Source organism: Rhizobium beringeri (assembly GCF_004306515.1).
Classification (GTDB): domain Bacteria; phylum Pseudomonadota; class Alphaproteobacteria; order Rhizobiales; family Rhizobiaceae; genus Rhizobium; species Rhizobium beringeri.
On the sequence record NZ_SILG01000001.1, the window covers coordinates 3,829,100 to 3,855,499 of the forward strand.

Consider the following 26,400-nt stretch of genomic DNA (forward strand, 5'->3'; position numbering starts at 1 on the left):
GGAAATGTACAGCGGTTCCGGGATGACGACATGCATGAAAAAAGCTAAAGCGCGTCGCATGAATCAAGTTCGCTGTGACGTGCTTTAGCGGCTCGCTCATCCATTGCATCGAGGAGGAATACCGATGACCAGATTTTCACGCGCCGAGAGGCGCCGCAATGTCCCTGATGCCGTAATTTGGAGAGCCTGAAATGCGTTCCGTCGTTTCCTTCAATGAAGGCTGGAGTTTCCACGAGGGCTTCGGCCAGCGCTTGCTCGAAACTTTCGATGCCGCCAAGTCGGTCAGCCTGCCGCATACCGCCGTCGAACTGCCCTTCAGCTATTTCGACGAGACCAGCTATCAGCGCGCCTTCACCTATCAGAAGGTGCTGCGCTGGCTGCCGGAATTCGAGGGCCGCGAGGTTTCGCTCGTCTTCGACGCCGCGATGGCCGACAGCGTCGTCTATCTGAACGGCGAGGAAATCATTGCCCATAAGGACGGCTACACGCCCTTCGAGGCCCGCCTCACCGGCAAGCTCGTCAAGGGCGAGAACCTCGTCACCGTCAAAATCGACGGCAGCGAGAACCCTGACATTCCGCCTTTCGGCGGCCGCATCGATTATCTGACCTATGCCGGCATCTACCGCGATGTCTGGCTGAAGGTCACCGACCCGGTCTCGATCCGCAATCTCAAGATCGAAACCACTGACGTTCTTCGCCCGGAGAAATCGGCGACCATCCGCGTCGACATTGCCAATCCCGAGGGCCGCAGCTTCTCGGCGACCGTCACCGCAACGCTGAAGCAGGCCGACGGCACGGTGGTCGCCACCGCCGCAACCGAAACGATCGGCAGCCGCACCACGCTCTCCTTTGGCGGCCTCATCGGCATTGCCCTCTGGGACATCACCGATCCCACGCTCTATGACGTCACCGTCGAGCTCAGGACCGAACACGGCTCCGACCGTGTCTCGACCAGGTTCGGCTTCCGCACCGCCGAATTCACGCCGGAGGGGTTTCTCCTCAACGGCAAGCCATTGAAGCTGCGCGGCCTCAACCGCCACCAGGCCTTCCCCTATGTCGGTTATGCCGCCGGCCGCTCCGCCCAGGAGCGCGACGCCGACATCATGAAGACGGTGCTGAAGTGCAATATCGTCCGCACCTCGCATTATCCGCAGTCGAAATGGTTCCTCGACCGATGCGACACGATCGGCCTGCTGGTCTTCGAGGAGATCCCCGGCTGGCAGCATATCGGCGACGCCGACTGGCAGCAGGAATCGATCGAGAACGTCCGCCGCATGATCGAGCGCGACTGGAACCACCCCTCGATCATCATCTGGGGCGTGCGCATCAACGAATCGCAGGATAGTCACGATTTCTACGCCGAGACCAATCGGTTGGCCCGTGAACTCGACAGCACCCGCCAGACCGGCGGCGTGCGTTATCTCACCGAGAGCGAACTGCTCGAAGACGTCTACACGATGAACGACTTCATCCTCGGCAATGAAGAGCTGCCGGGCGCCAACCGCCCGCGCACAGCGCTACGCGCGCAGCAGGAAAATACCGGACTGTCGCACAAGGTGCCGTACCTCATCACCGAGTTCAACGGCCACATGCACCCGACGAAGATTTATGACCAGGAGCAGCGTCAGGCCGAGCATGTGCGCCGTCACCTGGAAGTGCTGAATGCCGCCTATGGCGATCCTGATATCTCCGGCGCCATCGGCTGGTGCATGTTCGATTACAACACCCACAAGGACTTCGGCTCCGGCGACCGCATCTGTTATCACGGCGTCATGGACATGTTCCGCGAGCCGAAATTCGCGGCTTATGCCTATATTAGCCAGTGCGACCCTTCCGAGGAGATCGTCATGAAGCCGGCGACCTTCTGGGCGCGCGGCGAACGCAATATCGGCGGCGTGCTGCCGCTGATCATCCTGACCAACTGCGACGAGGTGGAGCTGCGATATGGCGCGCTCAGCAAGCGCATCGGTCCGGATCGCGAGAATTATCCGCATCTGCCGCATCCGCCCGTCGTACTCGACCATCGGCACTTTACCGCCGATGAGCTCGGCACCTGGGGTCTCGAATGGATCGACGGCACCTTCACCGGCTATATCGGCGGCGAGCCGGTGGCCAGCCTGACGCTGGCGGCCGATCCATTGCCGACGACCCTGGAAGTGGTTGCCGATAGCTCGACGTTGAAAGCCCGTGAACGCGACAGCACGCGCGTCATCATCCGCGCCCTCGACCAGCGCGGCCAGCGCCTGCCTTTCATGAACGACAGCATTTCGCTGAAGGTGCACGGCCCGGCAAGGATCGTCGGCCCGACCAACGTGCCTCTGCAGGGCGGCACCGCCGGTTTCTGGCTGGAGGCGACGGGGTTCACCGGCGAGATCACCGTCGAAGCAGTCTCGTCGCGTTTTCCCCCGGTGAAGGTCGGCGTGACGGCCGCCTAGCGCATAACCCCGAAAATCGAAATCGATTTTCGGAAAGGAATTATGCGAAAACCCAAAGTGTTAGAGCGTCCTTAGCGCGTCTTTCGAGACGCGCGGCGCTCTAACGGTCGTCACCCAATCCTGAGCTGGCTCTCGGGATCGAAGAAGACGGCCTTATCGAGATTGAATGCGAGGCGGGTGTTTTGTCCTGGAGCGATGCCGGTATCGGCGCGCAGGCGAGCGACGACGGATTTGCCGCCGAGCTTGGTGACGGCGAAGGTGTCGGAGCCGGCCGGTTCGACCACCTCGATCAGGCAATCGCCCTCGGTCAGCGAGCGCGCCTTGCGGTCGGCGCCATCGGGATCGGTCAAGGCCTCCGGCCGGATGCCGAAGATCACCTGTCTGCCGGTATAGGCGGTCAGGCCGTCATTGCCTGAGATGACGGGGAGCCTCAGCGGGGCGGCATTCGGCCGCTCCAGCGAGACTTCGAGCCCGCCGGCGCCGTTTTCGACGGTGGCGTTGAGCAGGTTCATCGCCGGCGAGCCCATGAAGTCGGCGACGAAGATATTGGAGGGGCTGTTATAGATCTCGGCCGGCGTGCCGAACTGCTGCAGCACGCCATCCTTCAGCACGGCGATCTTGGTCGCCAGCGTCATCGCCTCGATCTGGTCATGGGTGACATAGACGAAGGTGGTGCCCATGCGCTGGTGCAGCCGCTTGATCTCGGTGCGCATGTCGACGCGCAGCTTGGCATCGAGATTGGAGAGCGGCTCGTCGAACAGGAAGACCTGCGGATTGCGCACCAGCGCCCGGCCCATGGCGACACGCTGGCGCTGGCCACCGGAGAGCTGGCTCGGCTTGCGGTCAAGCAGATGACCGATCTGCAGCATGTCGGAGACTTGGCCGATCGCCTTGACACGCTCCTCCTTCGGCACACCGCGGATCTCCATGCCGAAGGCGATGTTGCCGGCCACCGTCATGTTCGGATAGAGCGCATAGGACTGGAACACCATGGCGATGTCGCGCTTGGAGGGATGCAGCCCGCTGATGTCGCGCCCGTCGATCTTGATATCGCCAGAGGTGATCGTCTCCAGCCCGGCAATGGTGTTGAGCAGCGTCGACTTGCCGCAGCCGGACGGGCCGACCAGCACGAGAAAGCCGCCCTTTTCGAGTTCGAGGTCGATCCCCTTGAGAATGTCGACGGCGCCGAAGCGCTTTCTGAGACCGGAGATTTCGAGGAAGGCCATGGATTACCCTTTGACAGCGCCCGCCATCAGACCGCGCACGAAGTAGCGGCCGGCGAGGATATAGACGATGAGCGTCGGCACGGCTGCGATCATCGCAGCCGCCATGTTGACATTGTATTCGACCACCCCGGTCGAGGTGTTGACGACGTTGTTCAGCGCCACCGTCATCGGCATGGATTCACCGGTGCCGGCATAGGCAGAGGCAAACAGGAAGTCGTTCCAGATATTGGTGAACTGGTAGATCACCGTGACGACGATGATCGGCAGCGAGTTCGGCAGCATGATGCGGCGGAAGATCTGGAAGAAGCTGGCGCCATCGACCTGGGCGGCCCGCACCAGCTCGGTCGGAAAGGCCTCGTAGAAATTGCGGAAGAACAGCGTCGTGAAGCCCAAGCCATAGACGACATGGACGAAGACCAGATTGACGGTCGGATTGCCGAAGCCGAAGTTCCAGCCCGTGGCATTCTGCAGTGTGGCGCCGAAGCGGCCGAGGCTGCCGAGGATCGTTGCCATCGGCAGCAGCACCGACTGGAACGGGATGAAGCAGGCAAACAGCATCAGCCCGAACACCAGCGTGTGGCCGGGAAAGCGCCATTTGGTGAGGACATAGCCGTTCAGCGCCCCCATGATGGTGGAGATCGCGACAGCCGGCACGACCATCTTGATCGAGTTCCAGAAGTAGCCCTTGATGCCGGCGCAGGTGAGCCCCACGCAGGTCTCACCCCAGGCCTTGATCCAGGGATCGAAGGTCGGCGATTGCGGCAGCGCCAGCATGTTGCCGTTCTGGATCTCGTCCATGGTCTTGAACGAGGTCGTCAGCATGACGAAGAGCGGCATCAGGTAGAGGACGGCAAAGACCAGCAGCAGGCCGTAGATGACGGTGCGGCCGATCCAGCGGGTGTTGTTGCTGTTCTGCGAGGTTGCTGTCGGAGACGTCACGCTGCTCATCGCGCCTTCTCCTTCAGTTCGGAATAGAGATAGGGCACGATGATCGCCGAGATGGTCATCAGCATGATGATGGCGCTGGCCGAGCCGACGGCCATCTCGTTGCGCTTGAAAGTGTATTCGTACATGAAGTTGGACGGCAGCCAGGCCGAGCCGCCGGGACCGCCCGAGGTCAGCGCCACCACCAGGTCATAGGACTTGATCGCCATATGGGCGAGCACGATGAAGGCGGACAGAAAGATCGGCCGCAGCAGCGGGATGACGATGCGCCGATAGAGCTGGAATGGCGAGGCGCCGTCGATCTGGGCGGCCTTCATGATCTCGCCGTCGATGCCGCGCAGGCCCGCCAGGAACATCGCCATGACGAAGCCCGACGCCTGCCAGACGCCGGCGATGACGACGGTGTAGATGACGAAGTCCTTGTTCTTGATCCAGTCGAAGTGGAAGCTCGTCCAGCCAAAATGGTGCAGCGTCTGTTCCAGCCCAAGGCCAGGATCGAGGAACCATTTCCAGGCAACCCCCGTGACAATGAAGGAGAGCGCCATCGGATAGAGGAAGATCGGCCTCAGCAGCCCCTCGCCGCGGATCTTCTGGTCGAGCAGGATGGCGAGGAAGAGACCGAGCACCAGGCAGATGCCGATATAGAGGAAGCCGAAGATCGCCATGTTGGTGATCGAGGTGTACCAGGAGGACGGCGGATCGCTCTCGAAGGTCCAGCGCCACAGCCGCTGATAGGCGCGCGCGCCGGTCAGCGCATAGGAGGGAAAGGTCTTGGAATTGGTGAACGACAGATAGGCCGTCCAGACGATGAAGCCGTAGACGAAGATGATGGTGATGACGAAGCTCGGCGCCAAGACGATCTTCGGCAGCGCATCCTGCAGCCGGCCCCTCAACGAGATCCCCGTCGATTGCCTCGGCGTCAAAACCGGATCGGTGGTCGCAACGGTGCTCATGGAATGTCATCTCCTGCCTGCATGATCGTCCGGGCAATCGGCCCTGCATGATCATCCCGTATGATCGCGGAGCCTGAAGCTTCCCCGCCAGCAGGCGGGGAAGCATTTTTAGTCGACAGTGATCTCAGCGGGCGTCGTCGATCGCCTGGACGAGCTGCTTGACGGCTTCGTCGGAGGTCTTGATCTGGCCGTGGACGAACTTCGAGACGACATCCTTATAGGCATTGGCGATCGCCGGCGGTGCGCCATAGCCTTGCGCCAGCGAGCCGAACAGCGTGCCGCCTTCATTGGCTGCCTTCAGGTCGGCGATGCCCTTCTTGCCGCAAGCGTCGAAGTCGGTATCGGGAACGTCGGTACGGGCCGGCACCGAACCCTTGACGACGTTGAAGGCCGACTGGAAGCTCTTCGACAGCGTTGCCGTCGCCAGCGCCACCTGGGCAGCCTTGCGGTCGTCGGGAACGTTGAACATGCCGAACATGTCGGAGTTGTAGACCACGCTGCCGTCGGTGCCGGGGAAGCGGTAGCACAGGAAGTCGGTGTCCGGCGTCTTCTTGGCGGCGACGAATTCGCCCTTGGCCCAGTCACCCATCACCTGCACCAACGCGTCACCCTTGATGACCATGGCGGTTGCCAGGTTCCAGTCACGGCCCGAGAAGTTCGGGTCGACATATTTGATGATCGTCGCCAGATTGTCGAAGGACTTCTTCATCGTGTCGGACTTCAGCGATTCCTCGTCGAGGTCGTTGAAGGCCTTCTTGTAGAACTCCGGACCACCGGTCGACAGCACGATGGAATCGAACATCGTCGCTTCCTGCCAGTTCTGGCCGCCAAGGGCGAGCGGGATGACGCCAGCGGCCTTGGCCTTGTCGAGCAGTGCGATCAGCTCGTCGAAGGTCTTCGGCTGGGTGCCGCCGATCTTGTCCATCACAGCCTTGTTGATCCACAGCCAGTTGACCGAGTGGACGTTAACAGGGGCAGCAACCCACTTGCCGTCATAGACCGAGAACTTCTGCAGCGCTGCCGGAACCGACTTGTCCCAGCCTTCCTTCTTCGCCGTCTCCGTCAGATCGCCCATGACACCGGCCTGGGCATAATCGAGCACGGTATAACCGAGCATCTGCGAGGCTGTCGGATAGGTGCCGGCCGCAACCATCGCCTTCAGCGCCGTCATCGCCGCATCGCCGCCACCGCCGGCAACCGGAACGTCCTTCCAGGCAAAACCTTCCTTCGAAAGATCCTGCTTCAATACGTTCAGCGCCGCTGCCTCGCCGCCTGACGTCCACCAGTGCAGCATCTGTACTTCCTTCACGTCGGCTGCTTGGGCCACACCGAGGCCAGCCATCATCACGACAGCAATAGCTGCCGAGCTCAAAAACTTGCTCATGAATTTCCTCCCATTTGCAAATCGGCGGCGGGACCCTCCCTGCCGCCCGATGCTTCCCGCCATTGCAGCGGTCAGCATACGGCCGCACTCCTCCGCGCGGTTGACAATTTAAAACGTTATAAGGCTCCCGTCGTCAAGCCCTTTCTCGACTCTCGAGAAAAATATGGTTATTTCCCTAAGTTACTGAATATAATTCATATTTAATTCATGGCTAACAGAACGTTAAAATTTAAAACGTTTTCATTCGTTGATTGCGCACCGGATTCATCGTGTTATGGTATCGGCAATTCCAGCATGGAAAGCCAAGGGTGACCGAACCGTCCCGGCCGCAGCGCGGCGAAAATCTCGATATAACGCATAAGCGCGGCAAGCCGACCTTGCGAACGATCGCCACGATCGCTGGTCTTGCGGTGACGACGGTGTCACGGGCGCTCTCCGATGCGCCGCAGATTTCGCTCGAGACCCGTCAACGCGTGCACCGCATCGCCCGCGAGATCGGCTATCTCCCGGACCGGGCCGCGCAGCGTCTGAAGACCGGCCGCACCAATGTCATCGCTATCCTGCTCGATTCGCACGAGGAAGTGGTCGGTTTCAGCACCTCGATCATGTACGGCATCGCCAAGGCGTTGAAAGAGACCTCCTACCATCTTGTCGTCGCGCCGAACTTCCTGTCGACGACCGATGTCGAGGCCGCTGAATACATCATTCGCAATCACCTCGCCGACGGGCTGATCTTCACGCGCACCGAACCGCTCGATGCCCGCGTCCGCCTGCTGCTCGAGACCGGCTTTCCCTTCATCTGTCATGGCCGCACCGAATTTTCGACGCCGCACCCCTATGTCGACTACGACAATTTCACCTTTGCCTATGAGGCGACGCGCCGGCTGATCGCCAAGGGCCGCAAAAAGGTGGTGGTGATCCTGCCGCCGAAACGGCTGACCTTCTGCCAGCATATCCTGCATGGCTTCATGACGGCGGTGCGGGAGGCAGGCATCGCCTATGAGATCCCCGAGGCGGTCGATCTCGATACGCCGGCAGACGTGCTGCGCGACTTCATTAGCAGCCGCGCCGCCGCCCCGGATGCTCCTGATGGTTTCATCTGCCCCGGCGAAGTTTCGGCGCTTGCCGTCATCAGCGGCATGAGCGATGCCGGCCGCATACTGGCCGTCGATTACGATATCGTCGCCAAGGAGACGTCCCGCCTTCTCAGCCAGTTGCAGCCGAAGGTCGACACGATCCACGAGGACCTGACGGCGGCGGGCGAGGATCTGGGACGCATGCTGCTGCAGCGCATCAGCAATCCGGATGCCGAGGACCTGCATCTCCTGCTGCCGCCGCAGATCAACTTTCCGATCGGTTAAGCTACCCCGCTGTGGGAGTGTTGGCATCAGACCCCGCAGCCATGAAAATCGCCGTGAAATCAACGTCATCTCATCCCTCAATCACGCTCACGCTTCAAAACTGTTTCCATGGCGCGTGATTTGTCCTAGAAGCACCGCCTAATCCGGTCGCAGCCCACCCGGTCAAAACAAGGGATCCAAAATATGAAAACCATCGTCGTCTGCTCAGGCGGACTGGACTCCGTTTCGCTTGCCCACAAGGTAGCAACGGAAAAGCAACTTATCGGCCTGGTCTCCTTCGACTACGGCCAACGGCATCGCAAGGAACTCGACTTCGCCGCCAGATGTGCCGCACGGCTCTCCGTTCCACATCATATTATCGACATCGCCAGCATCGGCGGTCATCTCAGCGGATCGGCCCTGACCGACAATGTCGAGGTTCCAGACGGCCACTACGCCGAGGAGACCATGAAAGCCACCGTCGTGCCCAACCGTAATGCCATCATGCTGGCAATTGCGTTCGGTCTGGCTGCCGCGCAAAAAGCAGATGCCGTTGCCGTCGCCGTGCATGGCGGCGACCACTTCATCTACCCGGACTGCCGGCCGGGCTACATCGATGCTTTCCAGCGCATGCAGAACGAAGCGCTGGAAGGTTATGCCAGCGTGAAACTGCTTGCACCCTATGTCGATGTTTCCAAAGCAGCGATCGTGGTTGACGGCGCGAAACACGGCACGCCGTTTTCGGAGACCTGGTCCTGCTACAAAGGCGGCAGTCTGCACTGTGGGCGCTGTGGAACCTGCGTGGAACGCCGTGAAGCTTTCCATCTTGCCGGTGTTCCCGATCCCACGGAGTACGAAGACCGGGATTTCTGGAGAGCGGCCGTGTCGCGATACTCGGCCACGGAGGTGCGTTGATGTACCGCATCACCAAGGAGTTTCATCTCTCCGCCTCCCATCAATTGGATCACCTGCCTGCCGACCATCAATGCGCTCGACTTCACGGTCACAACTACATCGTCGTCGTCGAGCTGGCTGCCGAAAGCCTGAATGATGATGGCTTCGTTCGTGACTATCACGACCTCTCGCCACTCAAGCGCTATATCGACGAAACTTTCGATCATCGTCACCTGAACGACGTCTTCGGCCATTCGAAAGTCACCTCCGAATTTCTGGCAAGGCACTTTTACGACTGGTGCAAGCAGCGTTTCCCGGAGACATCGTCCGTTCGCGTCAGCGAAACGCCGAAAACCTGGGCGGAGTACAGGCCGTGAGCGTGGGGACCATTCGCGTCAGCGAGATCTTTGGCCCGACCATACAAGGTGAAGGCGTCTTGATCGGGCTGCCGACGGTGTTCGTGAGAACAGGCGGCTGTGACTATCGGTGTTCCTGGTGCGACAGTCTTCACGCGGTCGACAGCGCGTTCCGGGATCAATGGATTCCCATGTCCACTGAGGCGATCTGGCATAAGGTCACGGAACTCTCCGGGGGCAAGCCACTGACGGTTTCCCTTTCCGGAGGCAATCCGGCGATACAGCCCTTAGGGCCACTGATCAAGCTCGGCCATTCCCAAGGATACCGCTTTGCACTGGAAACACAGGGAAGCGTGGCCCAGGCCTGGTTTCGCGATCTCGACATCCTGGTCATCAGCCCCAAGCCGCCATCAAGCGGAATGCTGACGGATTGGGGCCAGGTGGATCACTGTCTTCAACTGGCCGCCGGCGGACCGGAAGTCGCATTGAAGATTGTTGTCTTCGACGACACCGACTACGAATTCGCCCAGCGCGCGGGTCAGCGCTATCCCCAAATTCCCTTGTTCCTTCAGCCCGGCAATCATACGCCGCCGCCGCCAGATGACGATGACGCACGCATTGATATCGACGGCGTGATGGATCGGATGCACTGGCTTGTCGAAAGGGTGACGGCCGACCAATGGTTTGCAGTACGCGTACTGCCGCAATTGCACGTGCTGCTCTGGGGAAACAAGCGAGGCGTATGAACCTGCCTGCGCTGAAAATTATGCAGCAGCGGCACGCTCCGGAAAAGCGAAAACATCGACGGGCTCTCCAAGCCCACGCAGCGGGAAGGTGCCGAGACTGTCCATGTCCTTCGCGCAGCCCGCCATTTCGACAAAGGCCCGCGACAGGAGCACCGGGCGCTTGACCTCCTTGGTCAGGGTTTCCAGCCGCGAGGCGACATTGACCGCCGGGCCGATGACGGTGAAATCCAGCCGCCGGCGCGAGCCGATATTGCCGTACATGACGTCGCCGACATGCACCCCGACGCCGTAGCGCAGCGGTTCGCGTCCGTTGCCCGCATACTGCTGGTTCAATTGCGCCATCAACGCCTGCCCTTCGCGGATCGCCTGCAGCAGATCGTGACAGGCCGTGTCCTTGCTCAGCGGGAAGATTGCCAGCAATCCGTCGCCCATGAACTTCAGGATCTCTCCGCCATACCGTTCGATCGGATCCGACATGGCGTCGAAGTAATCGTTGAGCAGATGAATGACATCGTCACGCGGCCAGAGATCGGAGATCGCCGTAAAGTCGCGCAGGTCGCAGATCATGATTGCCGCACCGACGGTCGCGCCGCTGCCGCGCGTCGTGACGCCCGACAGGATCTGTTCGCTCGCATGCGGTCCGACATAGGTCTGCAGCAGCGTGCGCGCCATGATGTTCTTCAGCCGGATTTCGCTGACGAGGGTCAGTGCCGGCAGCAGGTCGCGCAGGAAATCGACATGCTCGCTCGTAAAACCGCCCGGCCGGCTGGAAGAAAATGTCGCGACGTGCCGTTTGCCGAAAGTATGCTCGAGTGGCCAGGCGATATACTCGGTGAGGCCGTCATCGCGCAGTTCCTGATAGAATGAATCCTCGTCGCCGTCGGCTGTATCTTCCAGCTGTTTACGCACCTCCTCCGCACCCTGATGGATCGCGTTGACGGGACTCTTCAGGAACTCAGGCGTGTTTTCGACACCATAGGCAAATGTGTTAATCTTCGCCTCGGCTAGGCCTTCCTTCCAGAGGATGCGGGCACCGATCCATTGCGGATGGTTCGTCCTGAAATGCAATGTCGCCCGCGCCACCGGCACCCCTGCCGCCAACAGCTTTTCGCACATTTCCACCAGGATATTGTCGATGAACCGCTCGCCGCGTGTCTCGTTCACCAGCCAGTCGAGAATCCGTCTTCTGCGGATCGGCCAGACGCCTTCGCCCGCCTCGACGGCAGTCCCGGCCTTGTTCAAAAAAGACGACATCAAAAACTCCCGCTACGCCGCATCACCGGCGAGGACCGAATTTAGTTTCCGCTGAATGTGGGCGATGAGAGAGCAAATGATAAGAGGGAGACTGCGATCAAGCCTCAGAAATCCCAGTCCTCGTCCTCGGTCGCGACAGCCTTGCCGATCACATAGGAGGAACCGGAGCCGGAGAAGAAGTCGTGGTTCTCGTCGGCATTCGGCGAAAGCGCTGACAGGATTGCCGGATTGACCTTGCACGCCTCACCCGGGAACAGCGCCTCATAGCCAAGGTTCATCAGCGCCTTGTTGGCATTGTAATGCAGGAATTTCTTGACGTCCTCGGTCAGCCCGACGCCGTCATAGAGCGCCTCGGTATATTTCGCCTCGTTGTCATAGAGCTCGAGCAGCAGCTCGAAGGCGAAATCCTTGATCTCCTGCCTTCTCTCCTCGCCGAGGCGTTCCAGCCCGCGTTGGAACTTGTAGCCGATATAATAGCCGTGCACAGCCTCATCGCGGATGATCAACCGGATCATGTCGGCCGTGTTGGTCAGCTTGGCCCGGCTCGACCAGTACATCGGCAGGTAGAAGCCGGAATAGAACAGGAAGCTTTCGAGGAAGACGCTCGCAACCTTCTTCTTCAACGGATCGCCGGAGCGATATTGTTCCATGATCAGCGCTGATTTCCGCTGCAGGAATTCGTTCTCCTCCGACCAGCGATAGGCATCATCGACATCGGGCGTCGAGCACAGCGTCGAGAAGATCGAGGAATAGGAGCGCGCATGCACCGCCTCCATGAAGGAGATGTTGGAAAGCACCGCCTCCTCATGCTGCGTCACCGCATCCTCCATCAGCCGGATGGAACCGACGCCATTCTGGATCGTGTCGAGCAGCGTCAATCCGGTAAAGACGCGGATGGTCAGCTGCTGCTCGACCGGCGTCAGCGTCGCCCAGGAAGGAATGTCGTTCGAAAGCGGCACTTTCTCTGGCAGCCAGAAATTGCCGGTGAGCCGGTTCCAGACTTCGAGATCCTTATCGTCCTCGATGCGGTTCCAGTTGATGGCGCGCACGCGGGAAGCGGGTTTGACTTGCATGTTCATCGGATGGTCCTTTTCGGGCGTCGGCATCTGCATGGCGAAGGGAACTGCGGAACCCTCCCGCTTCTTGCAGCGCCAGCGGCAATCAAATCACAAGGTACAGGATACGCAGCCCTGCACCTCGGTGCCGGACAGCGCCATCTGGCGAAGGCGGATGTAGTAGATCGTCTTGATGCCCTTCTTCCAGGCGTGGATCTGCGCCTTGTTGATGTCACGCGTCGTTGCCGTATCACGGAAGAACAAGGTCAGAGACAGGCCTTGGTCGACATGCTGGGTCGCCGCCGCATAGGTGTCGATGATCTTCTCCGGCCCGATCTCGTAGGCATCCTGATAATAGTCGAGATTGTCGTTGGTCATGAACGGCGCCGGATAATAGACACGGCCGATCTTGCCTTCCTTGCGGATCTCGATCTTCGAGACGATCGGATGGATCGAGGAGGTCGAGTGGTTGATATAAGAGATCGAGCCTGTCGGCGGCACCGCCTGCAGGTTCTGGTTATAGAGGCCGGAGGCCATCACCGCCTTCTTCAACGCCACCCAATCTTCCTGCGTCGGAATGTGAATGCCTGACGTCTCGAACAGCGCCCTCACCGTCTCCGTCGCCGGCTCCCAGCGCTGCTCCGTATATTTGTCGAAATATTCGCCGGAGGCATATTTCGAGTTCTCGAAGCCCTTGAAGCTTGTGCCGCGTTCGACCGCCAAAAGGTTTGAGGCGCGGATCGCGTGGTAGGTCACCGTATAGAAATAGATGTTGGTGAAATCGACGCCTTCCTCGGAGCCGTAGAAGATGCGTTCGCGGGCGAGATAGCCGTGCAGGTTCATCTGGCCGAGTCCGATTGCATGGCTCTCGTCATTGCCCTTCTCGATCGAGGGAACCGAGGAAATGTGACTCATGTCGGAAACGGCCGTCAGGGCCCGGATCGAGGTCTCGATCGTCTTGCCGAAATCGGCCGAATCCATTGCCGCCGCGATATTCAGCGAGCCGAGATTGCAGGAAATATCCTTGCCGAGATGTTTGTAGGAAAGGTCGTCATTATATTCGCTCGCCTCGCTCACCTGCAGGATTTCCGAGCATAGATTGCTCATCGAAATACGCCCGGCGATCGGGTTCGCCCGGTTCACCGTGTCCTCGAACATGATGTAGGGGTAGCCGCTCTCGAATTGGATTTCAGCAAGCACCTGGAAGAATTCGCGCGCCTTGATCTTCTTCTTGGAGATGCGGACGTCGTCCGCCATCTCGCGGTACTTTTCCGTCACCGAAATCTCAGTGAAGGGCACGCCATAGACGCGCTCCACGTCATAGGGCGAGAACAGGTACATATCCTCGTTGTTCTTGGCGAGCTCAAAGGTGATATCGGGCACGACGACGCCGAGCGACAGCGTCTTGATGCGGATCTTCTCGTCGGCATTTTCGCGCTTGGTGTCGAGGAAGCGCATGATGTCGGGGTGGTGGGCGTTAAGATAGACGGCACCCGCCCCCTGCCGCGCGCCGAGCTGGTTGGCATAGGAGAAACTATCTTCAAGCAGCTTCATGACAGGGATGATGCCCGAGGACTGGTTCTCGATATGCTTGATCGGCGCGCCCGCCTCGCGGATATTCGTCAGCGACAGCGCCACGCCGCCGCCGCGCTTCGACAATTGCAGCGCCGAATTGATCGACCGGCCGATCGATTCCATATTGTCCTCGACGCGCAGCAGGAAGCAGGAAACCAGTTCGCCGCGCTGCTTCTTGCCGGCATTGAGGAAGGTCGGCGTTGCCGGCTGGAAGCGGCCGGAAATGATCTCCTCGACCATGTCGCGGGCAAGGGCCTCGTCGCCACGCGCCAAGGCCAGAGCCACCATGCAGATGCGGTCCTCATAGCGCTCGAGATAGCGCTTTCCGTCGAAGGTCTTCAGCGTATAGCTGGTGTAATATTTGAAGGCGCCGAGGAAGGTCGGGAAACGGAATTTCTTGGCATAGGCCTGGTCGAACAGATCCCGCACGAAATTGAAGGAATACTGGTCTAGAACCTCCTGCTCGTAATAGCCCTCGGTCACGAGGTAATCGAGCTTTTCCCCCAGATTGTGGAAGAACACAGTGTTCTGGTTCACGTGCTGGAGGAAATATTGCTTGGCCGCCAAACGATCCTTGTCGAGCTGGATCCGCCCCTCATCGTCATAGAGGTTCAGCATCGCGTTCAGCGCGTGATAGTCGAGGGTTTCGGCGGCCTTCGGCGGCCTTTCCCCGGCGGGCTGAGCGAAAGTGTGATGCGGTTTTGCGTCCGCATCCCGCGTCATGTTTGTTGCCGTGTCCAAAATCGTTCCATTCCGTGTTTGACCTTGGCAACGTCGTCTTCGGTGCCCATGAGCTCGAACCGGTAAAGGTACGGCACCTGGCATTTCTGCGAGACTACGTCGCCGGCGAGCCCGTATGTCTCGCCGAAATTGCTGTTGCCCGCGGCGATTACGCCGCGGATGTGTCCGCGGTTTTCCGCATCGTTGAGGAAACGGATCACCTGCTTGGGAACGGCGCCCTTGCCGCCGTCGCCGCTATAGGTCGGCACGATCAGCACGAAGGGTTCGCGGATATGGAACGCGTCTGCGCCACCTGGCGGAATGCGCGCCGCGCGCAATCCGAGCTTGACGACGAACCGATGGGTATTCTCGGATCGGCTGGAATAATAGACGATCAGGCCCATCGCTTGTCCTCAGGTCAGGAGAGCGCGCTAATCATGTCGGGACGGAAGCCCGCCCAATGCTGCTCGCCGGCGATGACCACAGGCGCCTGCATGTAGCCGAGGCTGCGGACGCGATCCAGCGCTTCGGCATCCTGCGAGATATCGACGATGTCATAATCGACACCCAACCGGTCGAGGGCGCGGTAGGTGGCAGTGCACTGGACGCAGGCAGGCTTGCTATAGACGGTAATGGTCATGATATTCCTCGTGACGACGCGATTGGGCGCAGGACATCGATCGGAAATCTGCCGATATCCATCGAAAAATTCTCTGATGATTTGAGCTATGCGGCTGTTTAGCCCCTGGGCGCACTCCGCCCTCTACCTCGAGCGGGTGGCGGCCTGAACTGAGATACTGACATGACTTCACCCCGAAGTGGCTCATGCGGAGGCTCGAGCCGGCGAAACGCGATGCGGAGATTCCCCGCAGCCATGCAACGCGACCTTCCGGACACCCCGCCCGTGGACGTTTCGTTCGAGGCAGGTCTCCTGGCTCACGGGTCAAAGCGCCTGCCCCAGCCTTCCCGGAGCATCATGCTCCAGTGACCTGAAATCGGACAGTTGCTCGCCGCTTACAGTTGCGGGGGCAGCTCCGGCATTGCCGCACCATGATGGCGAGACGCACCGAATTCCCGTCTTAGCCGCCGATCCTCACGAATCGACGGAACCTCGAACACTAGATATGGTACTCGAATCGCCGATGACGTCAACAAGTTGTTGTGGCGTCGCAGCAATGGCGGCAAAGAATCGCCGCGCCTGTGTATGATGTGGATAATGAAGCGTTAATGGAAATGCGCTGTGGAAAACCCATCATAAAAGAGCCGGTAGAAGCCGGCTCCCCAAACGATATTCATATTTTTATTCGAAGCAGCCTGAGCGCGTTGATCGTTACCAGCACGGTGGCGCCGGTATCGGCGAGGATCGCTGGCCAGAGCCCGGTGATGCCAGCGATCGTCGTCACCAGAAACACCGCCTTCAGCCCGAGTGCGATGGTGATATTCTGCAGGATGTTGCGCATCGTGCGTTTGGAAAGTTCGATCATGCGCGCCACGTCGCCGACGCGTCCGTGCAACACGGCGGCATCCGCCGTCTCCAGCGCCACATCGGTGCCACCACCCATGGCGATGCCGATATCGGCAGCAGCCAGCGCCGGCGCATCGTTGATGCCGTCGCCGACCTTGGCGACGATAAAACCCTGGCGCTTCAATTCGCCGACGACCCGCTGCTTGTCCTCCGGCATCATCTCGCCGCGCCAGTCGATGCCGAGCATGCCGGCAACGGCTGCTGCCGTCCGCTTATTGTCGCCCGTCAGCATGATAGCCTTGACGCCTGCCGATTTGAGGCTAGCGAGCCCGGCCTCGGCATCCTCACGCGGCTCGTCGCGCATGGCGATCAGGCCGGCCGCAACACCGTTGACGAGCAGCACCGACACGCTCTTGCCCTCGTCGTTCAGCGCCGTGATGCGTGCATCCTGTTCGGCGCTGAGCGCCCCGCGCTCGCGAGCGGCAGGCGGCGACAGCAGATCCAGCGTCTCACCGCCGACTTTGCCGCTGACACCCTTGCCCGGCATCGCTTCCAGCTCGAAGGCCGGCGGCACGGGAACGCCGTCCGCCTTGGCGCGGTTGAGGATCGCCAGCGCCAGCGGATGGCTGGAACCCTGCTCCAGCACCGCCGCGCGCGACAGCACCTGCGCCTCGCTCAGGCCAAAGGAAATGATGTCAGTCACCTGAGGCTTGCCTTCCGTCAGCGTGCCTGTCTTGTCGAAGGCGACCATCGTCACCTTGCCGAGCGTTTCCAGCACCGCGCCGCCCTTCATCAGCAGCCCGCGTCGCGCACCTGAGGAAAGCGAGGCGGCGATCGCCGCCGGCGTCGAAATGACCAGCGCACAGGGGCAGCCGATCAAGAGGATGGCAAGGCCCTTATAGACCCATTCGCCCCACGGCCCAGCGAACAGCAGCGGCGGAACGACCGCGACAAGCGCTGCGACCACGACCACGCCGGGCGTGTAATAGCGCGAGAACCGATCGATGAAACGCTCGGTCGGCGCCTTCGATTCCTGCGCTTCCTCCACCAGCTTGACGACGCGGGCGATGGTATTGTCGGCGGCAGCCGCCGTGACGCGAACCCTGAGCACCGCATCGCCATTGACCGTGCCGGCAAAAACGACGGCATCGACGCCCTTGCGCACCGGCGTGCTCTCGCCCGTCACCGGCGCCTCGTCGATCGCGCTCTCGCCTGAGAGGACGATGCCGTCCGCCGAGATCCGATCGCCCGGACGAACCATGATGATGGCGCCAACCGAAAGGCTCTCCGCCGCCACCTCCCGTGTCTGCCCATTGTCTTCGAGCAGCGCGGTCTTCGGCACCAGCGCCGTCAGCGACTGGATGCTTTCGCGCGCCTTGCCCGCTGCCACCCCTTCCAGCAGCTCGCCGACGAGGAACAGAAACACAACCGTTGCCGCCTCTTCGCCGGCATTGATGATGACGGCGCCGACGGCGGCGATCGTCATCAGCATCTCGATCGAAAACGGTGTGCCTGAGAAGGCGGCCATGATAGCGCGCCGAGCGATCGGCACCAGCCCGATCAGCATGGCGACGATGAAGGCATAAGATGCAATCGCCGGCACGAGATGGCCGACGGAATAGGCGGCAACGAGTGCCGCACCCGAAAGGATGGTCAGCCGGCCCTTCCTACTCTGCCACCAGGGACCGGCCATCGGCGCATGGTCGTGCAACCCCTCGATTTCCTTCTCGCCATGATCATGGCCTTCATGATTGTGGCCCGCACGATCGTGGTCATGGCCCGCGTGATCGCCGTGATCGTCCCCGTGGTCGTGACGATGCTGCGAGCTGTGGGCATGCGCAGGCGCAGCGCTTCCGGCAAGCGGCGCGACGGAATAGCCGAGCCCGGTCACCTTCTTCTCGATCGCCTTGAGATCGCTGCTGCCATCGTGCCGGATGGTCATCGTGCCGGCCATCACCGAGACGGAAACATCGGCGACACCCGACACGCGTCTGACCGCCGTATCGATCTTGGTTGCGCAGGAGGCGCAATCCATGCCGCCAACCCGGTATCGTGTCTCGCTCTCAGCCATGATCCGCTTCCTTGTCAAATAGAAGCATCTCTCCTACATCCTCTAGCGACTAGAGGTGCAAGAGGAAAATCATGAAAAAGATCACGATCGGTGAAGCCGCCCGCCAGAGCGGCGTCAAGGTGCCGACGGTGCGTTATTATGAAAGCATCGGCCTGCTCGCGGCCCCGAGCCGCAGCGAGGGCAACCAGCGCTCCTTCGCACCTGCCGATATCAGCCGCCTCGCCTTCATCCGCCACGCCCGCGAACTCGGCTTCGAGATCGAGGCGATCCGCACGCTGCTCACCCTGCAGGACGATCCGCACCAGTCCTGCGCTTCGGCCGACGCCATCGCCAAGGCCCGCCTCATCGAGGTCGAGCAGCGCATCCGCAGCCTGATGGCGCTGAAGGCCGAGCTGGAAACCATGGTGGAAGGCTGCGGCCACGGCCGCGTCGATCAATGCCGCGTCATCGAGGTTCTCGCCGACCACGGCCAGTGCACGCACCCGCACCACTGATCTCCGCCCTTGCGGGCGATCCACGCCCGCGCCAAAACTGCATGCAGAGAGAATCGGGCGAAGACATCAATGAACCAGAAGCGGATTGCAATCATCGGCGGCGGCCCGGCGGGTCTCGCGGCTGCCGAACTGCTTTCCCGTTCCGGTCATACGGTGACCGTCTATGACGCCATGCCGACCTTTGCCCGCAAGTTCCTGCTGGCCGGCAAGTCCGGTCTCAACATCACCCATTCCGAGGATTATGCCCGTTTCAGCAGGCGCTTCGCCGCGGCCTCCGCCCGTCTGCGCCCCGCTCTTGATGAGTTTACCCCTGATGATATCAGGAATTGGGCAAGCAAGCTCGGGACGGAAACCTTCATCGGTTCGTCCGGCCGGGTTTTCCCGAAGGTGATGAAGGCCTCGCCTTTGCTGCGCGCCTGGCTCAGACGGTTGGAGGCACAGGGCGCCACGCTGCGCACCCGCCACCGCTGGACCGGTTTTGCCGAAGACGGCTATGTTTTCGAAACGCCCCAAGGGCGCAGCATCGTCCATTGCGACGTAGCCCTGCTGGCGCTCGGCGGCGCAAGCTGGCCGCGCCTCGGCTCCGATGCTGCCTGGGTGCCTTGGCTGGCCGGCAGGGGTGTGGAAATTGACACTTTTCAACCCGCCAATTGCGGCTTCGTCGTCGGATGGAGCGGGAACTTCAGCGAGCGCTTCGCGGGCGAGCCGGTAAAATCAGTCACCGCCACGTCCGAGGCCGGCACTTTTCCCGGCGAATTCGTCATCACCGGCAGCGGCATCGAGGGCAGCCTCGTCTATATCCATGCCGCCAGCCTCCGCGACCGGCTGCTGAACCACGGCAGCGCTGCCCTGACGCTCGACCTCGCACCCGGCCGCTCCATCGAGAGGCTGCGCCGCGACCTTGCGCGACAGGACGCCAAATCGAGCTTTTCAAACCGCCTGCGCAAGGGCGCCGGCCTCGACGGCGTCAAGGCGGCGCTGCTGCGCGAACTCGCTCCCGAGCGCGACCGCACCAATCCGGAGCGTCTCGCTGGCATGATCAAGGCCCTGCCGGTGCCGGTGATCGAAACCCGGCCGATCGCCGAGGCGATCTCCTCGGCCGGTGGCATCCGCTGGACCGGCATCGACGAAAACTACATGTTGAAGGCGCTGCCGGGCACCTTCGTCGCCGGTGAGATGCTCGACTGGGAGGCGCCGACTGGTGGCTATCTCCTCACCGCCTGCCTGGCGACCGGCCGGGCGGCAGCGCGTGGTATCGAAGCCTGGCTGCAGCGCTAGAACGCCGTGCGTCCTTTCGGACGCACAAAGGACGCTCTAACTCTTTCAATCCGCGCTGGCGGCCGTCAGCCCTGAGGCAAAACAACAAGATCATCCCTCGATCAGGCCGAGGCCGGATGGAAGGTCATAGCGAGACCATTCATGCAGTAGCGAAGCCGGGTTGGCTTCGGGCCGTCATCAAAGACATGGCCGAGGTGACCGCCGCAACGGCTGCAGTGCACGGCGGTACGCGCCATGCTGAAGGTCGTGTCGCCGGTTGTGCCGACGGCATTTTCAAGCGGCGCCCAGAAGCTCGGCCAGCCAGTGCCGCTGTCGAATTTGGTGGTCGAGGAAAAGAGGTCCTGGTCGCAGCCGGCGCAGGCGAAATTGCCCTTTCGCTCCTCATGCAGCAAGGCACTGGTGAAGGGATGTTCCGTCCCTGCCTGGCGCAGGATGACATATTGATCCGGCGTCAGCAGCTTGCGCCATTCCGCCTCGGTGTGGGTCACAGCAAACGTCTCGCCGGCGATCGCCTTACCGGCCAGGCCTGAGCGAACCGCAAGCGCGCCAAAAGCAGCGCCCATCAGCAACAATCGTCTGTTCAGCATGGTCGGATCTCCTTGTCTGGCAAACCTTGCTTCTGCAAAGAACTACGAAAGAGAGGGTCTTTTGTTACGCCATGGCCGCCAAAACACCGAAATGTGATTTCCGCCACTTTCGTCAGGAAGCGCCGCATGCTGACGACCGCAGCGCCGGCCGATTGCAAACCAGCCACTTTTCCATCAGAATGTGCTGAAATTCGGTGGGAGGAGCCGATGCACGAACACTCAGCGCACGCCGAGCACGTCTACACATCTGCCCAGCGCGATTCTGCGGCGGCCAGTTCCCCTGTTGTCGCCTCATGGCGGCGGTGCATGACCATGCATCAGCTCGCCCCCGAGGACCAGCGGGCTCCACTGCGCCTCACCGACCAGGAATTCCGCCGCGCGCGCGAGCAGTCCGAACAGCTGATCGCCAGCGCGACGGAAGAGCTCGATCGTCTCTTTACCACCGTTGGCAGGGCCGGCTGCTGCCTGCTTCTGACCGACAAGAACGGCATCGCGCTGGAGCGCCGGGGCGCTGCCGGAGACGACAAGGAATTCCGCGAACTCGGCCTCTGGACCGGCTCGGTCTGGACAGAGGCCAGCATCGGCACCAACGGCATCGGCACCGCACTTGCCGACGAGCGGGCCGTCGCCATCTTCCGCGATCAGCATTTCTTCTGCTCGAATACCAGCCTGAGCTGCACGACCGCGCCGATCCGCGATCATCGTGGCCGGGTGGCAGCAGCCCTCGACATCTCCACATGCCGCGAAGACGTCAACGAGATGACGCTGGCGATCGTGACGCAGACCGTGCGCGATGCGGCGATGCGCATCGAGCTCAACCTTTTCCGCTCGGCCTTTGCCGGCGCCCGTTTCCTGATGGTCCCGGCCGGCGCCAATTCCGCCGCCGCCCTGCTGGCCGTCGACAGGCACGATCTGGTGCTCGGCGCGACGCGCGCCGCCCGCATCGCGTTGCAGCTGGACGACAAGCGCATCGCCGCCGGCATTCCGGCGGCCGATGCCCTGCACGAGGCTGGCGTCTCCCAGCAGGACGAGATCGTCGAGGCGGAGAAGGCGGCACTCTTGCGGGCGCTGTCGCGCGCCGGCGGCAATGTCTCGCAGGCGGCGATCGCGCTCGGTATCAGCCGCGCCACGTTGCACAGGAAGATGAAAAAGCTCGATCTCCACTGATCGGAGTAAAGATCCCGCTCCTGGAGCAATCGTGGCCCGATGCTGTCGCAGGTCTGCGACACTGTGCACTGCGGTATGGAAGACCCGGCCTGTTCACTCCGCCAAAACATGCACATTTTCCTCCCACTGGTTCGCTTGGGAACCTGGATCATCATGGGAGGATGACATGCTTCATCAGAAAATCGTCGAGTCGCCGTTCAAGCTGAAATACGGCAACTATATCGGCGGCGAATGGCGCGAGCCGGTCGAGGGAAAATACTTCGAAAACCTCACACCCGTCACCGGCGGCAAGCTCTGCGACATTCCCCGCTCCAATGAAAAGGACGTCAACCTCGCACTCGACGCCGCTCATGCGGCGAAGGAAAAATGGGGTCGCACCTCGGTTGCAGAACGCTCCAATATCCTCATGAAGATCGCCCAGCGCATGGAAGACAAGCTGGAATTGCTCGCCCAGGCCGAGACCTGGGACAATGGCAAGCCCATCCGTGAAACCATGGCGGCCGACATTCCGTTGGCAATCGACCACTTCCGCTACTTCGCCTCCTGCATCCGCGCCCAGGAAGGTTCGATCGGCGAGATCGACCACGATACCGTCGCCTATCACTTTCATGAGCCGCTCGGCGTCGTCGGCCAGATCATTCCGTGGAACTTCCCGATCCTGATGGCCACCTGGAAGCTGGCGCCTGCACTTGCCGCCGGCAACTGCGTCGTGCTGAAGCCCGCCGAGCAGACCCCGGCCTCGATCCTGCTCTGGGCCGAGATCGTCGGCGATCTCCTGCCGCCCGGCGTGCTTAACATCGTCAACGGCTTCGGCCTCGAAGCCGGCAAGCCGCTGGCGACCAGCCCGCGCGTCGCCAAGATCGCCTTCACCGGCGAGACGACGACCGGTCGGCTGATCATGCAATATGCCAGCCAGAACCTCATTCCGGTGACACTGGAACTCGGGGGCAAGTCGCCGAACATCTTCTTCGCCGATGTGATGGCCGAGGACGACGATTTCCTCGACAAGGCGCTCGAAGGCTTTGCAATGTTTGCCCTCAACCAGGGCGAAGTCTGCACCTGCCCGAGCCGCGCCCTCGTCCAGGAATCGATCTACGACCGCTTCATGGAAAAGGCCGTCAAACGCGTTGAGGCGATCAAGCAGGGCAACCCGCTCGACACCGCGACGATGATCGGCGCCCAGGCTTCGACGGAGCAGCTGGAAAAGATCCTCGCCTATCTCGACATCGGCAAGCAGGAAGGCGCGGAAGTGCTGACCGGCGGCTCGCGCAACGATCTCGGCGGCGAGCTGGCGAACGGCTACTACGTCAAGCCGACGATTTTCAAGGGCCACAACAAGATGCGTGTGTTCCAGGAGGAGATCTTCGGACCGGTGGTTTCGGTCACGACCTTCAAGAACGAGAAGGAGGCGCTCGAAATCGCCAACGACACGCTCTACGGCCTCGGCGCCGGTGTCTGGAGCCGCGACGCCAATCGCTGCTACCGTTTCGGCCGCGAGATACAGGCCGGCCGCGTCTGGACCAACTGCTACCACGCCTACCCGGCCCATGCCGCCTTCGGCGGCTACAAGCAGTCGGGCATCGGTCGTGAAACCCACAAGATGATGCTCGACCACTACCAGCAGACCAAGAACATGCTGGTGAGCTACAGCCCGAAAGCGCTTGGCTTCTTCTGAGATACTCAGCATGGCGGGAGGGTCTCAAACCCCTCCCCACAAGGGGGAGGGGCTTAACATGCGGCCCTCGCTGTATTCACTCTTGAGGCGCAGCATATGCAGCCGGCTTGTTGTTTTGCGAGCCGGTGCCACAGCTTAGCCCCTCCCCCTTGTGGAGAGGGGTTGGGGAGGGGAGTTCTCCCCCAAAACTTTGGAGGAAGAACAATGGAAACCACCGTCAACGGCGAAGCGCGTGTTCTGGCAACCAAAACAGCCCTCGATCTGATCGCAGAAATCAAGCGGGATCATCCCGAGATCCTCTTCCACCAGTCCGGCGGCTGCTGCGACGGCTCCTCGCCGATGTGTTATCCGGCTAACGAATTCATGATCGGCGACAGCGACGTCAAGCTCGGCGAGATCGGCGGCGTACCGGTCTATATCAGCGCCAGCCAGTTCGAGGCGTGGAAGCATACGCAGCTGATCATCGACGTCGTGCCGGGCCGCGGCGGCATGTTCTCGCTCGACAATGGCCGCGAGAAACGCTTCCTGACCCGCTCCCGCCTCTTCGGCGGCGGCGAGGCTTGCGCATTGCCTGATGCGAAGGTCAGGGCGGTTTAATGCCGTCGCCTTATCGGGTACGAATTTTGCCTGTAGTATTCCCATAGTACCTGCTCTCCACAGCTCTTTGCTACTCTCCGCCAGTTGGTTTCAAAGGGAGGAAACGATGCCAGCTTCAAAGATCCTGATGATCACCGGTGATTTCACCGAAGATTACGAAACGATGGTGCCGTTCCAGACGCTGCTCGCCTGCGGCTATACGGTCGACGCGGTCTGCCCCGGCAAGAGGGCGGGCGAGACCGTCGCCACAGCCATCCACGATTTCGAGGGCGACCAGACCTATTCCGAAAAACGCGGCCATAATTTCGCGCTGAACGCCACCTTCGACAGCGTGCGCGCCGAAGATTACGATGCGCTCGTCATCCCCGGCGGCCGCGCGCCCGAATATCTGCGCCTCAATGCCGACGTCATCAAATCCGTGCGGCACTTCTTCGACGCCGGAAAACCCGTCGCCGCTATCTGCCACGGCGCGCAGCTGCTTGCCGCTGCCGGGGTTTTGAAGGGCCGCACCTGCTCGGCCTATCCCGCCTGCCGGCCGGAAGTCGAACTTGCCGGCGGCATTTATGCCGACATATCAATCAGCGATGCAGTCTCCGACGGCAATCTGGTCACGGCGCCCGCCTGGCCGGCGCATCCGTCGTGGCTGCGCCAGTTCATGGCCGTGCTCGATGCCGCAGCCCTGCTGGAAACCAACGCCGCCTGAGAAGGGAGGCACGGGGAGGACAACATGTGTGAACTCTTCATCAAGGCGGATGCGCGGCTTTGGGAAAGCGCCACCCGATCGCTGCGCATCGACGGCATGGTCACCAGCGTCAGACTGGAGAACTTCTTCTGGTCGAAGCTCGAGGAGATCGCCCGGCGCGACGGCATGAATGTCGTCCAGCTGATCACCCGGCTGCATCATGAATCGATCGATGCCGGCCATGATCTCGGCAACTTCACGTCCTTCCTGCGGGTCTGCTGTGCCCGCTATCTCGACCTGCAGCTCACCGGCGACATCCCGGCCGATGTCACCCGTCCGATCTCCGGCCTCGACGCACCTGTCATCCTCGGCCGCGAACGGGCGAAGTATCATTGAAAGCCAGGCCCGACAGGACTATCGGGCAATGAGAACGGAACTGCCCGCGGATAGCTTCGCCGACAGTTCCGCAAGACGTCTCGACATTACCCCTGCGGTGGCCTTGCACTGCGGCGCAGGCTGGATCAACAATGCGCGGCATCGTCCAGCACCGGCACCATCAGGAGATCGATTGCCATGAATAGCCAGAAAGCGGTGATCGTCACCGGAGCCGGCGGCAACCTCGGCAGCGCCGTTGTCCGCGAGCTTGCCAACGCCGGCGCGAAACTCGTCTGCATGAACCGTTCAAGCAATGAGCTGGAAGTCTTGGCCGGCGATCTTCCTGCCTCCACCGAGTTTCTGTCGATCGCGGGAACGGATCTCACCGATTATGGTTCCTGCGCCGCCGCTGTCGCCCGGGCCGTCAAGCGCTTCGGCGGTGTTAGCGCATTGGTCAACACCGTCGGCGGTTTCCAGATGGGGCCGGTCGGGCCGGAGGCCCCCGCGCAGTGGGAGACGATGATGACCGCAAACGCCCGCACTGCGCTGACGATCAGCGCCGCGGTTCTCCCGACCATGAAAGCCACCGGCTACGGCCGCATCGTTCATATCGCCGCCGCGCCCGGGCTAAAGGCCGGCGCCAAGCAGGCCGCTTACGCCGCCTCGAAAGCCGCTGTCATCCGTCTGACCGAGGCGATCGCTGCCGAATGCCGCGACGACCGCATCACCGCCAACTGCATCCTGCCCGGGACGATCGACACGCCTGAGAATCGCGCGGCCATGCCCGATGCGAAGACGGACGGCTGGGTATCGCCGCAATCGATCGCCCGCCTCATCGCCTTCCTGATTTCGCCGGCCGCAGCCGTCGTCACTGGCGCAGCAATCCCGGCGACCGGCCGCGAATAATGGAAGACGCGGCGTAAGCGGCAGCCGCAACGCGCTGCAACCGCCCGCGCCGAGCTTTGACCGGGCCTCACCTTACCCTCTGTTTCGGCGGCAGTCCCTTGTCGGGAGCAATGGGTGATAAGAATAGGGAGACCTGCAAGTTTTAGTCAGTGACACACGATCTGGCTTGAGCTTCGGTTCGCCTTGGGGCAGCCTGCGTCTCCGCCCACTCATGTGACGG

Annotated in this window: 24 protein-coding genes and 1 riboswitch; of the genes, 13 read left to right on the forward strand and 11 right to left on the reverse strand. The window is 61.4% G+C overall.

Annotated elements, in window-relative coordinates:
* Window positions 1-191 precede the first annotated feature (191 nt).
* The gene (locus ELH03_RS19150; protein WP_128412484.1) at window positions 192-2,435 is read left to right on the forward strand and encodes a glycoside hydrolase family 2 protein; all 2,244 of its coding nucleotides are present in this window, start codon (window positions 192-194) and stop codon (window positions 2,433-2,435) included.
* A gap of 110 nt (window positions 2,436-2,545) precedes the next feature.
* On the opposite strand, the gene ELH03_RS19155 is transcribed toward ELH03_RS19150, so the two are convergent.
* The 4 genes from ELH03_RS19155 to ELH03_RS19170 all read right to left on the reverse strand — a co-directional run bounded on the left by ELH03_RS19155 (window position 2,546) and on the right by ELH03_RS19170 (window position 6,943).
* Entirely contained in the window at window positions 2,546-3,661 is a 1,116-nt protein-coding gene (locus ELH03_RS19155; protein WP_130806775.1) for an ABC transporter ATP-binding protein, read from the reverse strand.
* Between the two features lie 3 nt (window positions 3,662-3,664).
* Entirely contained in the window at window positions 3,665-4,609 is a 945-nt protein-coding gene (locus tag ELH03_RS19160) for a carbohydrate ABC transporter permease (protein ID WP_128412896.1), read from the reverse strand.
* On the reverse strand, window positions 4,606-5,559 hold the full coding sequence (locus ELH03_RS19165; RefSeq protein ID WP_128412889.1) for a carbohydrate ABC transporter permease: 954 nt from the start codon (window positions 5,557-5,559) through the stop codon (window positions 4,606-4,608). The genes ELH03_RS19160 and ELH03_RS19165 overlap by 4 nt, the downstream gene beginning before the upstream one ends.
* Before the next feature lie 124 nt (window positions 5,560-5,683).
* Window positions 5,684-6,943, reverse strand: coding sequence for an ABC transporter substrate-binding protein (locus tag ELH03_RS19170; protein ID WP_024323819.1), 1,260 nt, complete (start codon window positions 6,941-6,943; stop codon window positions 5,684-5,686).
* A gap of 308 nt (window positions 6,944-7,251) precedes the next feature.
* Here ELH03_RS19170 and ELH03_RS19175 point away from each other — a divergent pair, with 308 nt between their 5' ends.
* The 4 genes from ELH03_RS19175 (at window position 7,252) to queE (ending at window position 10,279) form a co-directional block, all read left to right on the forward strand.
* Window positions 7,252-8,304 carry a LacI family transcriptional regulator gene (locus tag ELH03_RS19175; protein ID WP_128412595.1) on the forward strand — a complete coding sequence of 351 codons (1,053 nt, stop codon included), beginning with the start codon at window positions 7,252-7,254 and terminating at the stop codon, window positions 8,302-8,304.
* A 183-nt stretch (window positions 8,305-8,487) separates the two neighbouring features.
* Window positions 8,488-9,198 carry a 7-cyano-7-deazaguanine synthase QueC gene (queC, locus tag ELH03_RS19180; RefSeq protein ID WP_128412594.1) on the forward strand — a complete coding sequence of 237 codons (711 nt, stop codon included), beginning with the start codon at window positions 8,488-8,490 and terminating at the stop codon, window positions 9,196-9,198.
* On the forward strand, window positions 9,198-9,554 hold the full coding sequence (queD, locus tag ELH03_RS19185) for a 6-carboxytetrahydropterin synthase QueD (RefSeq protein WP_062945050.1): 357 nt from the start codon (window positions 9,198-9,200) through the stop codon (window positions 9,552-9,554). The genes queC and queD overlap by 1 nt, the downstream gene beginning before the upstream one ends.
* Entirely contained in the window at window positions 9,551-10,279 is a 729-nt protein-coding gene (gene queE / locus ELH03_RS19190; protein ID WP_128412593.1) for a 7-carboxy-7-deazaguanine synthase QueE, read from the forward strand. The genes queD and queE overlap by 4 nt, the downstream gene beginning before the upstream one ends.
* Window positions 10,280-10,297: 18 nt before the next feature.
* Here queE and ELH03_RS19195 read toward each other — a convergent pair whose 3' ends face one another.
* The 6 genes from ELH03_RS19195 to ELH03_RS19220 form a co-directional block, all read right to left on the reverse strand.
* Window positions 10,298-11,533, reverse strand: a complete 1,236-nt coding sequence (locus tag ELH03_RS19195; RefSeq protein WP_128405335.1) for an adenylate/guanylate cyclase domain-containing protein — start codon at window positions 11,531-11,533, stop codon at window positions 10,298-10,300.
* Between the two features lie 104 nt (window positions 11,534-11,637).
* A complete protein-coding gene (nrdF, locus tag ELH03_RS19200) occupies window positions 11,638-12,612 on the reverse strand; it encodes a class 1b ribonucleoside-diphosphate reductase subunit beta (protein ID WP_128412592.1) in 975 nt (324 codons plus the stop codon).
* A gap of 87 nt (window positions 12,613-12,699) precedes the next feature.
* The gene (gene nrdE / locus ELH03_RS19205; protein ID WP_128412591.1) at window positions 12,700-14,904 is read right to left on the reverse strand and encodes a class 1b ribonucleoside-diphosphate reductase subunit alpha; all 2,205 of its coding nucleotides are present in this window, start codon (window positions 14,902-14,904) and stop codon (window positions 12,700-12,702) included.
* Window positions 14,883-15,287 carry a class Ib ribonucleoside-diphosphate reductase assembly flavoprotein NrdI gene (nrdI, locus tag ELH03_RS19210; RefSeq protein ID WP_128405338.1) on the reverse strand — a complete coding sequence of 135 codons (405 nt, stop codon included), beginning with the start codon at window positions 15,285-15,287 and terminating at the stop codon, window positions 14,883-14,885. Before nrdI ends, nrdE begins: the two co-directional genes overlap by 22 nt.
* Before the next feature lie 14 nt (window positions 15,288-15,301).
* Window positions 15,302-15,523, reverse strand: coding sequence for a glutaredoxin-like protein NrdH (gene nrdH, locus ELH03_RS19215; protein ID WP_018243700.1), 222 nt, complete (start codon window positions 15,521-15,523; stop codon window positions 15,302-15,304).
* Window positions 15,524-15,787: 264 nt separating this feature from the next.
* Window positions 15,788-16,012, reverse strand: a riboswitch (cobalamin riboswitch).
* Window positions 16,013-16,175: 163 nt separating this feature from the next.
* Window positions 16,176-18,419: a heavy metal translocating P-type ATPase gene (locus ELH03_RS19220; protein WP_130659324.1), complete on the reverse strand. Its 2,244-nt coding sequence runs from the start codon at window positions 18,417-18,419 to the stop codon at window positions 16,176-16,178.
* Between the two features lie 71 nt (window positions 18,420-18,490).
* Between ELH03_RS19220 and ELH03_RS19225 the strand changes: the two genes are divergently transcribed.
* Window positions 18,491-18,913 (forward strand): MerR family transcriptional regulator, encoded by a 423-nt coding sequence (locus tag ELH03_RS19225; RefSeq protein ID WP_128412589.1) that lies wholly within the window; start codon window positions 18,491-18,493, stop codon window positions 18,911-18,913.
* Window positions 18,914-18,982: 69 nt separating this feature from the next.
* Entirely contained in the window at window positions 18,983-20,191 is a 1,209-nt protein-coding gene (locus ELH03_RS19230) for a TIGR03862 family flavoprotein (RefSeq protein ID WP_128412588.1), read from the forward strand.
* A gap of 101 nt (window positions 20,192-20,292) precedes the next feature.
* Here ELH03_RS19230 and msrB read toward each other — a convergent pair whose 3' ends face one another.
* Window positions 20,293-20,778 carry a peptide-methionine (R)-S-oxide reductase MsrB gene (msrB, locus tag ELH03_RS19235; protein ID WP_128405341.1) on the reverse strand — a complete coding sequence of 162 codons (486 nt, stop codon included), beginning with the start codon at window positions 20,776-20,778 and terminating at the stop codon, window positions 20,293-20,295.
* A 207-nt stretch (window positions 20,779-20,985) separates the two neighbouring features.
* Between msrB and ELH03_RS19240 the strand changes: the two genes are divergently transcribed.
* From ELH03_RS19240 to ELH03_RS19265, 6 genes are all read left to right on the forward strand, one after another.
* Window positions 20,986-21,945, forward strand: a complete 960-nt coding sequence (locus tag ELH03_RS19240; RefSeq protein ID WP_128405342.1) for a helix-turn-helix domain-containing protein — start codon at window positions 20,986-20,988, stop codon at window positions 21,943-21,945.
* Between the two features lie 166 nt (window positions 21,946-22,111).
* Window positions 22,112-23,620: an aldehyde dehydrogenase gene (adh, locus tag ELH03_RS19245; RefSeq protein ID WP_064650807.1), complete on the forward strand. Its 1,509-nt coding sequence runs from the start codon at window positions 22,112-22,114 to the stop codon at window positions 23,618-23,620.
* Window positions 23,621-23,824: 204 nt separating this feature from the next.
* Window positions 23,825-24,217, forward strand: coding sequence for a DUF779 domain-containing protein (locus ELH03_RS19250; protein ID WP_018485510.1), 393 nt, complete (start codon window positions 23,825-23,827; stop codon window positions 24,215-24,217).
* Between the two features lie 106 nt (window positions 24,218-24,323).
* Window positions 24,324-24,920 carry a DJ-1/PfpI family protein gene (locus ELH03_RS19255; RefSeq protein WP_128412587.1) on the forward strand — a complete coding sequence of 199 codons (597 nt, stop codon included), beginning with the start codon at window positions 24,324-24,326 and terminating at the stop codon, window positions 24,918-24,920.
* A 24-nt stretch (window positions 24,921-24,944) separates the two neighbouring features.
* On the forward strand, window positions 24,945-25,295 hold the full coding sequence (locus ELH03_RS19260; RefSeq protein WP_027682755.1) for a ribbon-helix-helix domain-containing protein: 351 nt from the start codon (window positions 24,945-24,947) through the stop codon (window positions 25,293-25,295).
* Window positions 25,296-25,472: 177 nt separating this feature from the next.
* A complete protein-coding gene (locus ELH03_RS19265; protein WP_128412586.1) occupies window positions 25,473-26,180 on the forward strand; it encodes an SDR family NAD(P)-dependent oxidoreductase in 708 nt (235 codons plus the stop codon).
* Window positions 26,181-26,400: the final 220 nt, after the last annotated feature.